The organism is Chryseobacterium sp. POE27, from assembly GCF_039727685.1.
Classification (GTDB): domain Bacteria; phylum Bacteroidota; class Bacteroidia; order Flavobacteriales; family Weeksellaceae; genus Chryseobacterium.
Genome location: NZ_CP152475.1, coordinates 1,618,846 through 1,630,884, shown reverse-complemented (window position 1 = coordinate 1,630,884; position 12,039 = coordinate 1,618,846). Strand labels below are relative to the sequence as shown.

The 12,039-nt window shown below is 33.9% G+C and carries 17 protein-coding genes and 1 pseudogene; all 18 read left to right on the top strand.

The genetic code is table 11. From position 1 onward, the window contains the following. Positions 1–16: 16 nt before the first annotated feature. Positions 17–1,492: a helix-turn-helix domain-containing protein gene (locus AAHI02_RS07650; RefSeq protein ID WP_346986150.1), complete on the top strand. Its 1,476-nt coding sequence runs from the start codon at positions 17–19 to the stop codon at positions 1,490–1,492. Between the two features lie 49 nt (positions 1,493–1,541). Continuing rightward, positions 1,542–2,093 (top strand): RteC domain-containing protein, encoded by a 552-nt coding sequence (locus tag AAHI02_RS07645; RefSeq protein ID WP_346986149.1) that lies wholly within the window; start codon positions 1,542–1,544, stop codon positions 2,091–2,093. A gap of 446 nt (positions 2,094–2,539) precedes the next feature. Continuing rightward, complete coding sequence (locus AAHI02_RS07640) at positions 2,540–2,803, top strand: helix-turn-helix domain-containing protein (protein WP_034741391.1); 264 nt, start codon at positions 2,540–2,542, stop codon at positions 2,801–2,803. Between the two features lie 10 nt (positions 2,804–2,813). Then, complete coding sequence (locus AAHI02_RS07635) at positions 2,814–3,377, top strand: hypothetical protein (protein ID WP_074231889.1); 564 nt, start codon at positions 2,814–2,816, stop codon at positions 3,375–3,377. Further along, on the top strand, positions 3,377–3,628 hold the full coding sequence (locus tag AAHI02_RS07630; RefSeq protein WP_034741388.1) for a DUF3853 family protein: 252 nt from the start codon (positions 3,377–3,379) through the stop codon (positions 3,626–3,628). Before AAHI02_RS07635 ends, AAHI02_RS07630 begins: the two co-directional genes overlap by 1 nt. Positions 3,629–3,630: 2 nt before the next feature. Next, entirely contained in the window at positions 3,631–4,293 is a 663-nt protein-coding gene (locus tag AAHI02_RS07625) for a hypothetical protein (protein ID WP_034741385.1), read from the top strand. A 41-nt stretch (positions 4,294–4,334) separates the two neighbouring features. Next, positions 4,335–5,459: a hypothetical protein gene (locus AAHI02_RS07620; RefSeq protein ID WP_117590634.1), complete on the top strand. Its 1,125-nt coding sequence runs from the start codon at positions 4,335–4,337 to the stop codon at positions 5,457–5,459. Positions 5,460–5,877: 418 nt separating this feature from the next. Next, positions 5,878–6,420 (top strand): hypothetical protein, encoded by a 543-nt coding sequence (locus tag AAHI02_RS07615; protein WP_346986148.1) that lies wholly within the window; start codon positions 5,878–5,880, stop codon positions 6,418–6,420. 65 nt (positions 6,421–6,485) lie between these two features. Beyond that, positions 6,486–6,722 carry a toprim domain-containing protein gene (locus tag AAHI02_RS07610; protein ID WP_346986147.1) on the top strand — a complete coding sequence of 79 codons (237 nt, stop codon included), beginning with the start codon at positions 6,486–6,488 and terminating at the stop codon, positions 6,720–6,722. Positions 6,723–7,292: 570 nt separating this feature from the next. Next, positions 7,293–7,688: a single-stranded DNA-binding protein gene (locus AAHI02_RS07605; protein WP_028122590.1), complete on the top strand. Its 396-nt coding sequence runs from the start codon at positions 7,293–7,295 to the stop codon at positions 7,686–7,688. Positions 7,689–7,701: 13 nt separating this feature from the next. After that, a complete protein-coding gene (locus tag AAHI02_RS07600; protein WP_159437613.1) occupies positions 7,702–8,415 on the top strand; it encodes a hypothetical protein in 714 nt (237 codons plus the stop codon). Further along, a complete protein-coding gene (locus AAHI02_RS07595; protein WP_051889993.1) occupies positions 8,416–8,646 on the top strand; it encodes a hypothetical protein in 231 nt (76 codons plus the stop codon). It begins immediately after the preceding gene. Positions 8,647–8,688: 42 nt separating this feature from the next. Further along, entirely contained in the window at positions 8,689–8,859 is a 171-nt protein-coding gene (locus AAHI02_RS07590; RefSeq protein WP_185147315.1) for a hypothetical protein, read from the top strand. Between the two features lie 172 nt (positions 8,860–9,031). Then, the gene (locus AAHI02_RS07585) at positions 9,032–9,274 is read left to right on the top strand and encodes a hypothetical protein (protein WP_028122591.1); all 243 of its coding nucleotides are present in this window, start codon (positions 9,032–9,034) and stop codon (positions 9,272–9,274) included. Beyond that, positions 9,247–9,789, top strand: coding sequence for a PRTRC system protein E (locus tag AAHI02_RS07580; RefSeq protein ID WP_346986146.1), 543 nt, complete (start codon positions 9,247–9,249; stop codon positions 9,787–9,789). The genes AAHI02_RS07585 and AAHI02_RS07580 overlap by 28 nt, the downstream gene beginning before the upstream one ends. A gap of 11 nt (positions 9,790–9,800) precedes the next feature. Continuing rightward, the gene (locus AAHI02_RS07575; protein WP_027379053.1) at positions 9,801–10,019 is read left to right on the top strand and encodes a PRTRC system protein C; all 219 of its coding nucleotides are present in this window, start codon (positions 9,801–9,803) and stop codon (positions 10,017–10,019) included. Between the two features lie 90 nt (positions 10,020–10,109). Then, the gene (locus tag AAHI02_RS07570) at positions 10,110–11,285 is read left to right on the top strand and encodes a hypothetical protein (protein WP_034741379.1); all 1,176 of its coding nucleotides are present in this window, start codon (positions 10,110–10,112) and stop codon (positions 11,283–11,285) included. Positions 11,286–11,329: 44 nt separating this feature from the next. Then, positions 11,330–11,983, top strand: a pseudogene (locus AAHI02_RS07565) (PRTRC system protein B); the annotation flags it as partial. Positions 11,984–12,039 lie beyond the last annotated feature (56 nt).

The window sequence follows — 12,039 nt, the reverse complement described above, 5'->3', positions numbered from 1 at the left end:
CTACTACAGCAGAGATGTGAACCGCAAATTATTATATGCAGACAGTACGATAATCACAGCCATACAAAACAAAAATGATGATGATATTTCCAGGGCTTATCTTGGAAAGGGGATCATATACTATTATAACAGAAGACAATATAAACCTGCTTTAGAGCAGTATTTAATAGCCTTCAAGTTTTCCAAGAATTCGAAAGATGATTACCTCAAGAATAAGATCACGTATCATTTGGGGATGGTTAAAAGCTATTTGGGTTATTATAAGGAGGCGGCAGTACATTTTGAAGAAGCAGCAGATTATTTTGAAAAAAAATCCAAAGAGAATGTTCATCCTAACATCAGGCTGAATAACGAATCAGGATACTTTAACAGTATTTACCGGTTAAGTACCTGTTACAGGAACTTACGGTTGTATCAGAAGGAAGATTCATTGATTAATATAGGATTAAGAAGACTTCACAATACCGCTCAGCTGTCCACGGAGTATGGATATTTTCAAAAAGGAAAAGGGGTACAGTTGTTAAGATTGGGAAATACCGATGATGCATTACAATATTTTAAACAGTCAAAGGATATTTTGAGTCACCATCAGGATGATGCTTCATTAATGACGGTTTATTTTTATATGGGAAAAGCGTATTGGTCAGATAGAAAAAGAGCAGAATCTTTACAGTATCTTAATAAAGTTGATTCTTTGGTCAATAAATTTTGGTTTGTCACTCCGGAGATCAGATCCGGTTATGAATATCTCATTAAAGATGCCAAACAAAACAAAAATTATGAAAGGCAATTATATTATACCAATCAGCTGTTAAAGGCTGATTCAATTATCAATGCTGATTTTGCCATGCTTTCTTCAAAAATTCACAGGGAATACGATACCAATACTTTATTAGAAGAGAAGAATAAATTGCAAAGGGTTCATAAAAATGGGTTTATTATTTTATATTATTCTATGGGTTTTGGATTGATGATATTATGCTTTTCAATCTGGAAGTTCCGCAAGAGAGAAAAAGCACTGACGATCAAGTATCAGGAATTGTTAGAAAAATTTAATACTTCTCAACCTACAGATCATTTTTTAGAATCGAAACCTGTTTCTTCCGAAGAAAAAAATATATACAGCGCAGAAATTATTGAAGAAGTAAAAGCAAATCTCAAGATTTTTGAAGAGAGAAAAAACTTTTTGAAGCAAAATTTAACGCTTCCGATTGTGGCTAAAATGATTGGAAGCAACCGTACCCATCTATCATACGTACTCAATGTTCATCTTGATGTAACATTTACCACGTATTTAAAAATTTTAAGAATCAGGTATATCACCAATTTACTATTAGAAGACAGTAAATATCTTAAATTTAAAATTGACAGCCTTGCGGAAAAATGCGGAATGGCAAACCGGCAAATCTTTTCAGCACATTTCTTGGAAATCAACGGAATTAGACCTACCGATTTTATCCGGAAAAGACTGGATGAAATTCAGAAGAATTGATTTTTTTATTTTTTAGCCCGATTTTTACGTGACCAAAAAAATGATACGTATGAACGGACAAAATTTCCGAAAAAAAAATGACCAGCTTTGGAAAAATCTTACAACAACTGTAGATCAGATCAACAGGAGCGAAAATGACATTGTCATTCGTTCTGAAGAGATTCTGATGGAAACAGACATTGCCATTAGACAATTGAAGGATCACCTTCGGCAATATCAATTTTCAGATTGGAGTGATGAAATCTACTTTTTTAAAAATACCAAACCGCAATTCATAGCAGTTTATATTTACTACTCCAAAGTTTTAGCTATAGAAGCCTCAAAACCTTATGCAGATCCTCAAGCCTTACAATCCTACTACGAAAATGAGAGAAGCAATCTTTTGTATTTTTATAATGAGCAGAGAGAATTTATTAGTTACTACCGCCGAAAATCTACCTATCTGGATAAGAAATATTTCGTCAGGTTCAAATTCGACTTTAAGTTGAAGTTAAGCCCCGAACTGTACAGCTATGATGAAGAATTTTCGACATCCCATGATCATATGGTATCTCAGATTTTAGCGAATGATCTTTTGGATCACTATTATCTAATAAAATAAATTCGAAAGAAGTCAGAGAAAATTCAATCGCACATATCAGAAATCTGGAATGGACAGCTCCTAAAGTTGCATTGATTGAGTTGTTGTATGCGCTTCACCAAACAAAATGTTTCAACGGTGGTCACTCAGATCTGGCTGAAATTTTCAGGTGGGCAGAAAACTCACTTCATATTAATTTAGGCAATTATCATAAAACTTTAGGTGAAATACGCTTACGTAAAACGGAAAGAACTAAATTTTTGTCATTGCTTCAAAAGAATTTAGATCAATATCTGGATAATTTAGATGTGTGATTTGGATGAAGATAGATAAAACAAATTGTAATCTTTAATTTAAAACCTTTTATTCATAGGTTTCACAAGGGAATCTTTCGGTAGTACCGACAAACTACCGAAAGATATTTTGCGTGATTTCGAAAATTTGTCAGACAAAACAAATTTGAAATCATGGCAATATCCATTATCACCAAAGAAGATCTTCAGCAGTTTAAAGTTGAATTGCTGGAAGGGATTAAAGAATTACTACACGATAATACAACAGAACAAAAATTATGGCTTCGGACCTCCGAGGTCAAAAAGCTGTTGAACATCTCTTCAGGAACATTACAAAATCTGAGAATCAACGGAACGTTATCATACAGTAAGGTAGGAGGGACTCTGTACTACAATTACAAAGACATTGAGAAACTACTGACAGACTTCAAACATTAAATCGGTAGTTATGAAGCAGTCTAATAAAATTATTGATTTTTTTGGAAATGTCATTAGGGATCATCGGATGGTTCCCTCGCACATCAGTTTATATGTTTCGCTTTTCCAGTTGTGGAGTAGGCATCAATACCAAAATCCATTTCGTGTGAGTCGGAAAGAGGTGATGAAGCTCGGTAAAATAAAATCTTTTGCGACTTACCACAAATGTATAAAAGAACTGCATAGCGCAGGGTTTATCATTTATTCCCCTAGTTATCACCCTTATGAAGGAAGCTTAATCGAAATTATTGATTTTGAAAGTGAAGATTTTGAAAAAAGTAAAATAGTACATGACCAAAAAATAGTACCCGACAAAAAGATTTCCTTTTCTGTACCGATGCTGTATGAGGTTGAACTATATTTTAACGAGTGTGATTTTCAATCTGAAGAAGCGAATCAATTTTATTCATTATACGAATCTAAGGATTGGAAGTTGTGCAATGATCAACCCATGAAGTGTTGGAAATCTGCAGCAAGAAATTGGATTTCAAAGCTGAAAAATTCAAATCAAAACCAAAACCAAAACCAAAACTAATGAAAGAAATTGATCCTAAAACTCCGATCTGGCAACTGACTGTTGGAGAATTCTTAGAAATTTCGAGCGGTGTCAACTCTGAAAAGAAATATGAATATGGTCTGAAAGGTTTAGCGAAAATATTGGGATGTTCTGTTTCAAAAGCTTCAGAAGTAAAATCATCGGGGTTATTGGATGAAGCCATCATCCAAAACGGAAACATTATCATCATAGACAAAGAAAAAGCATTATCGCTTTTCGGAAAAAAATAAAGATGACTTATCTTGAATTGATACACCGATTTTGGGATTTTAATAAAATAAATCAAATAGGTTCTACGGGAATTTCGATGTATCTGTATTTGCTTAAAATTGGATATGACAATAACGGGTATGAGTTCCAGATTTCTGATGTTGCAGTGAGTAAAGAGTTGGGATTAACCCGAAAGACCGTAAAATCTGTAAAAGAGAAACTCCAGAACTTTGGATTAATTGAATTTCAAACCAAGAACGGACTTCCATGTTACTACAGATTGCTTTTAGATTATCCCTTGAAAATTGCTAAACCCGAAAAAATAAAGAAAGCTAAAATTGTAAAAAGTTCAGATTTTCTTACAGCAGGAAGTGTAGAAATTCCATCACAACAACAGCCATCACCACCTGTAATCAATCAAAAGAACATTCCAAGTTTTGATGAATTTATTGAATATGCCCAAACATTAGAAACTTATGAATCTGAATTAGATTCCGTCATAGAAAAAAAGTACGAAGTCTGGGTACGTAATGATTGGCAAAATAGTTCAAACCGACGTATTACCAACTGGAAATCTTCCCTAAAAAGTATATTGCCGTTCATAAAAAATGAGGATACAAACCTTCAGCTTTCCGTATCAAGCATTCCAAATATAAAGCGTCCTAAAAATCCAGACCGAAAGTAATACTAAAATAAAAAATTCAACACATAAAAAAGATGTACAGCATGGGGGATCCGCATGTAAGACTTATCCGAAAGGAATTTGACAATAAAAGCGAAAGAGTTCCCGAAAAAATCAGAATAGGGAACCATTTCGTGGACGATTTCATTTTTGAAGATCATGAAGCTGCCGATATTCCTATCAATGCACTTCGGGTGATTTTCAATATTATTTCCATCATCAGCAATGAACAATTCCGTCCGGAAGACAGACCAAAACAGCTTTCACTTTTTGATGAAGAATTTGAAACCGAAAACAATATTTTCGCTTCTATAAAAATCAGAAATAGCAAAATTTCTCCTAGCGGTTCCACAAAACAAGTGATAGATGCTTATGAATTTCTCGCAAAATTCAAAATGAGCTGGTATAAATCGTTTAATTCTAAAGGAAGAGAAATCAAAACTTTCGGTGGACTCATTTCAACACCGAGTTACGATAAAAGAGGGTACACCACTTTTCTAATCAGCAGTTATTGGCTGAAAAAATTGATGGTCATTCCGGAATATAATTATGTGCTGTACAATCTGGTCTATAATGTAAGAAACAACAAACATATAATATTTGCTATCTGGCTTTCGAAAATCCCTGAAAATGGAACGGTATTAAAACTGTCAACACTGAACAAAAAATTTGGATTGAATTATCAAACTGCCAAGGATTTTTGTTTCAAGTTTCTAAAACCTGCAAGAAGCAGTCTTAATACATTCAATACGGTCTCTTTCGATTATAAGTACAAAAGAGATTCAATTTTTGTAATACCGCGTTTGACAAAAAAGAAGGAAGATGATCATATATCTGAAAACAGTAACGAAGAACGGAAATTAAGAAAAGCATATCCTAATGAAAAGCAAGAAATCAGCCGAAGATTGATCTACTTTAGAAAAAGATATGGTCTGCTGACAAGTGAAATGATTCAGTTTTCGCATCAATACAGATATATTCCGCAAACCAGAGTATTGATAGAGAAAGCTTTTGAAGAATTTATTAGAACAGCACGATTGCAAGGAATTAAATCGACAGAATTTCAAGGAACCGAATTTTTAAATAAAATTCAGGAACACATCATACAGATTTACAGGAATACAAAAATGGGAGAGTTGCTGCCAAATGGCTACCCAATAATTATTTGAGTTCGGAATTCCACTCACCCAAAATTCGGAATTGCACTCACTGAAGTTAAGAAAATGTTAAAATATTGAAATTTTTGATTGAGAATTCGGAATTGCACTCACTCCAAAATTCAAAACCCGTTAAAAATAGGGATAACTGTAAGAAAATGTGAAAAAAAAACGAAAAATCAATGAAAGTAGAAAATACAATTCGGATTTACACTCACCACAAATGAGTTGTTTTTTCGGAATTGCACTCACTCCACTTTCGGAATTGCACTCACTGAAATTCGGAATTGCACTCACCGAAAATGGGGTTCAAATGCTTTACCATAAGGCGATTCGGTGCATCATTAAAAGTATTATAAAAGTAATTAAAAAGTCTTTTTTTATTTAAAAGGAAAATGTGGATAAAAAATTTGCTTTAAAAAAGAAAAAAATGAATTGCGAAGAAGCAAAAGAAAAAGTAAATATTAGAACAGTTTTGGAATCGTTCAATCTCTTTCCCGTGAAAGAAAACCGAAAAACGGCATTTTATTTTGCGCTCGACAGAGAGGAAAAAATCCCGAGTTTGTCTGTTGATTTTGTGAAAAATAAAGCTTTTGATTTCGGAACCGGGAAAAGTTATGATGTTATTTCAATTGTTCAGCAAATGAATCAATGTTCAGTTTCTGATGCTTTGAAGTACCTTGATAAATTTGACTTCTCAGTTCAAAATAATACTCAGATTGAAGAATCTGTCCAAATCAAAAATTATCAAATCATAAAAGTAAATGAAATTCAGCACCCAGCTTTAATCCAATATTTAAAATCCCGAAAAGTTTGTGAACAAAAAGATTTGGTAAAAGAAATTGAGTATATGTTGAATGGTAAGAAATATTTCGGAATTGGCTTTTTTAATAATTCCGGAGGCGTTGAAATCCGAAATAAATATTCAAAGATATGTTTGGGCAAAAAAAGATGTGACTTTGATAAAAAATGATTTGAAGACTTCCAATGAAATTGTAGTTTTTGAAGGTTTTTTTTGATTATCTGACTTTTAAAAATTTGGAAAGTGCAGAAAGTTCAATTTCAGATTGTTTGATTCTCAATTCTACGGCAATGCTTTTCAAAGTCGATAAAGAACTTAGAGCATATTATAAAACCTCACTTTTCCTAGATAATGATGATAATGGAATTACAATCAAACAGGTTATCCGGAAAAACTATAAAAATGTTGAAGATTGTTCTTTGTTGTACAAAGATTTTAAGGATTTAAACGAGTGGTTTTGTGCAACAAAGTAAAATGTAAAAATTCTGAAAATGATTTTAAAGAGAAATTTAATTTTAAAAATCATAAACTGGTTAAACCTTAAAAAAAAACAGATTACCTAATGTTTAATTTTACATTTTTCCTACTATCAAAACCCTCTATTTAATCACTTCTAACTGATTTTTGGCTTTTTACTATTGCAAATGTAGGACAGCATCATTCACCTAAAAAAATATTTTTGGGTTTCTATAAAAATTCTTTCCACGAGTTCCAATAATTTTTTCAGACACTCCTGAATCCTTCGGACAAAAATATTTCGAGCCACAATCCTCCAAAGCTTTGGAGGATTGTGGTTTTATATGCCTGATACTTTCCTATGATCATCGGCAAAGAAAAAGACGGAACCTCAGTTATACGAATCAATTAAATCGCAGACGGTCTTTGACATCAACGGAAAAAACAACAAAATAAAACAACAAATAATTCTGCTTTTCCAATTGGATATAAGCAGAAAAAAAACGAGTGTCCTCGAAACCAAATCAATCAAATCGAAAATTTTAACAAACTCGAAAATCAATTATTAACAATCAAAAATTAACATTATGAACATCGTAGGCAGAATTACAAAAAACGCAGAAATCAACACTTTAAAAAATGACAAACAGGTCGTGAATTTTTCACTAGCCATTAATGACAGATTTAAAACCAAACAAGGCGAACTAAGAGAACAGACCACTTATTATAACTGCTCCTATTGGCTAAGTGCCAACGTAGCTAAGATTTTAACGAAGGGAACATTAGTAGAGCTTACAGGCAGAGCAAGTGCGAGTGCGTGGATTGGAAAAGATGGAGAAATAAAATCGGGGTTGAATTTCCATACTTCTAACATCAAAGTACACGGAGGCGGAAAAAAGTCTGACACAGAAGAACAACCAGCTTCACAGCCACAGAAATCCAATGCTTTTGCGGAAGATACGGACGATGATTTACCATTCTAAAAGCATTCAAAATATGGAAGCACAATATAACTTTCAAATGAAGCCGAAAAGTGATAAGAATGATTGGGAAAAGGTGGAAATCTTTTCCCAATTCTATTGCGAGAGAACGACAGCAATACGGTATGCAAAAAGTCTTTCAAGAAAATTCAAATCAGAAATCCGCCTTACAGAGGGAAAAGAACCTTTCAAAACAAGCGGAACATACATTTACGAAAACAACAATTATACAACAAATATTATGGCAAATTGGTGCAACAATAAAGTAACATTCACAGGAAATCGAGAGGTTTTGGACAAAGTCTCGAATGTATTTCAAGAAATGATAGAAAAGGAAACTAAGGGAAATATTGGGCAACTGCCCGATTTTGTCAAGAGCAAAAACGGTTACTTCTGTGAAATTTATCGAAGTGAAACAGATGAATGTTCTTTCCATTATGAGACAAGATGGAGCCCAAATATCGAAGCATTATGGATTGTTGCAAATCATTACGATGTCGGATTTGTATTGGATTACGAAGAATCTGGCTGTATGGTTTTTGGCAAGACCATATGCGAAAACCAAATCTTACAGGATTATTTTCTCAATCAATGTGACTTTCAAGACTTCATCTACAATGTAGATACAGATTGTTACGAATTCGAAGGTGAAAATTACGATTACAAAGAGGAGATTATGAGAATCCTATTAGACAGGAAAATAAATAATAACAAACAAAAAATTGCATAAATGAAAACATCACTTCAACAAACAGAATATTTACTGATAAAATCAATGACCAACAGTGAATGGGATAATGGCGATTTTGCCATTATCCACATTACGGGAGAATGGAAAGAAATCCAAAAGAAAAGGCTCGAAGCCGTAAAGCCTTTGGAAAATGACTATGATTTAAAATGGCTGAATTATGCCGATACCAATGTAGAGTTTTTCAAATTTTCGGAAGAAAATTATCCCTAAGTTGAAGAATGGCTTTCGGAGAGAAGCAGGATTTTTATCGAATTGGAAAAAGAGGATTTGAAAAAATTTTTGCAACCCGAAAATAATCTGAATTGCTACCAAATGCAAGTCTATAAAAACGGAAATGCCATTTACAACGCTTTTGGAAAACAGACAGGCGAAGAATTTTGGACAGAAGAATTTTCATTATATCAATTAACTCAACAACAATGAGAGTAACAGACTTAAACGGTTGCAAGATTAAAGTAACCAATCTTGATGAAGCTATCCAAATTACAGCAGAGTAAGGAATATGAACATACAAACAAAGAATTTTCAGAATTAGATAAAAGACTGAGAAGGTTTTGGAAAGATATGTACGGAAAACTACTAAAATCAAAACAATATGAGCAATCTCGCAGACAAAACGGAGTATAAAGCATTGAACATTATTGCCAAAATGGTAAAACAATATGAAAAATTACACTATTTGGATATGACCAAAGAAGATGATTGGAATGCCACAAACGCAAGAAACCTATTACAGAGCATTATTCAAAATAATGAATATAAAATTAATTATAACAGAAATAGTAAAAAATCAATTTTAAAAACAAAATTATGCAAACCAATTTTTTCAGACAGATAGGCAAACTCAATCTTACAGGAGATTTGCAAATCACACTCCGACAAGGGGCAGAAAACAGTTTCGTTCTTTCCGTATTGCTCAACAATGAGCAATGCGGAGACGAGGCAAGGAAAACGATTCCGCCACTCAATTTAATGGGGACAGCGGAAGAATTGGACAACGGATTTTTTGAAAGTATTTCGACACCATTGCAGACCGCATCGGGCTTAATGGTAGATATGGAAAGTTTTATGAAACAGGTCGAAGAAGCCAAGAAGAAATCGGCAATGGAAAAGGAGAAATCCGACAAGGAGAAAAAAGAAAAGGAAGGCAAAGATAAAAAGTACAAAGAAGCCTTGCAAAAAGCCGAAGAACTCGAAAAAGACGGCAAATACAAAGAAGCGTGGTCAGCTCTTCCAAAAGTATCGGAATTTCCCGATTATGCTGAAATCATCCGCAAAAAGCAGGATGAATATGAGAAACATTTTGCACCAAGCCTATTCTCTGAAACGACCAATGAAAATGTTGAATCTTAAAAATATTATAAATGTTACTTGCAACCCTATTAGACCGAGTTTTTATACTCAAAGATAACGGACAGGAAATACGTTTACCTGACCCTGAACCAAAATGGAGCGTAGAATCAGTAATGAACTTTTACGCCAACACGTACCCGATACTGACCACTTCAAAAATTTCAGCACCGAAAATCAAGGATGATGCTGTTGAATATCAATTTGAAAGTGTGATGGGAACAAAAGGATAATAAATAGTTGATGGTTTTTGGTTGACAGTTGATAGAATTACAATCTAAAAGCTAATAACCATCAACCATAAACTGACAAACAAAAATAAAATGAATGCAACGAAAAACCATATCGGGGACAATTCAACCTCCCGAAGAAAAAAAACAAAGGCAACTTCACTTACAATTGAGGGAATACGCACAATGGATGCATCAGATAAAAGACAGTTCGGAAGTTCAGAAAGACCAACGGAAATCCGTTCCAATCTCCCAACTTCCAATGCTTTTCTGAGAACCTGCTTTATGCCGAAATTAAAGGAGAATGAAATAACAATAACACAGGGCAAACGTAAGTCTGCTAAAACAGAAAGGGATTTTTATAAGTCCCTTTCTCAATTAGCAAAGCATTATGATATAACCCCAATGCCGACACAGCATTTTAATTATCCATACAATATCAGCCTTGCTTTGAGAGATATTGAAACGCAGTTGAAAACCAAGACTGAAAATTGGCAGAGTGTTAGGCTGATAGAAAAAGGGAGTAAGACTTGCTTTGCAATAGAAGAAAGATGCAACACAGGGGCAACCTTGTTTTATGTTCCCGTCGTACCGCTTTATCAATTGCTCCGCAATAAGGTACACAGAAAAGCAGCTTGCTTACTATTGTCCGTATGCACTTATCTGTATAGAAATGTAGATATTCCATATTACAGACAGGAAGATTCTTATCTCTATTGGAATTACGAAATGCTTACTGATTGGATAGAGCAGGACGAAGAAATAGAAGATAACCACATCTGCAAAAAAGAACTTCAACGGGCGGAAATCAACGGAGATATGATGGGACAAAAAATTTCCAATGCTAAGAATCTTCTTTTTTTTGAGCAACGCTTGAAACGTTTTATACCGAAAAACAGGTTTGATAAAGAATGCCTTCAATTGGCAGAAAAAACCTTTAAACTTTATTGTGATTACCCTAATGAAAGCATTTTCAGAAATGCCCACTATAATAATGCAAACAAGCCCTCAGAAATGGAGGGAGATGACAATTATAATGAGGAAACTGTTATCGCAATGGATAAATATATTTCCTTTTTTGCCGAGAGTGACGGATTGATTTATGATAATCTAACGAGTATGGTCAATAATGAGTTCAACGAATATGCTGAAACACAGCAACCAATGATTTTTAAAACCTTTGACGGAAGTGATATATTGGATAAAAACCTTGATTTTGAAAATCAGTTGTTTAAGGTCTTAAACGAATTGTGCCGATTGCTCAACTAATCTGTGCATACACGGCGCAAATAATTCAATTATAAAAACAAGCTATGAGAAATACAGCCAATACAATTAAGAACGAAGAAACCGACATAACCAATAATTTTGGAACACTTTACTATCCTAAATCAGCACTGGTCTTTTATGAGACAGAAGATTATAATCGCGATGGTTATGTTGAACATTTTGATATTGACCCTAATGGAAACCCTGTCAATGCCCACCCTTTGACTGTAAGGGAGGCACAACGACTCTCCAAATCTTTAAATATTCAAAATAAGAAAGAAAAAGATTTTCTAAGACCAAGTGGTATTATTTCTGAAACTGTACTATTTATAGATACATCGGAAAATGGAAAAGTGGTCTGGTACACAAAAGCACAGGAACGACAGTTACTATTTACCGAAAAGCTTTCCATTCCAAATGGTTTAGCGAATGTGCCACCTTTGCTATGGTGTGCCAATAAGCAGGGAATGAAAATATTCGCATTGGAGACAGACCAACGCCCCAATACAGATACACCACTATTTCACGCTCCGTTCTTTAATGTTTACGAAAGCGGAAGTGTTTGTATGGGAACGGTCGACGTAAACATTAAAAGTTCCGCATCACTCGAAGAGTTTACTAAGAAATGGGAAAACTATTTTTTCAATTCTTATTTCAGCCATTTGGTCAACAGCCATAATCCGATTAAAGGAAACTTGGTAATCCTTTGGAAAAGCCTTATTGATTCAAAAGAGCCGTTTCCGACAGATATTCT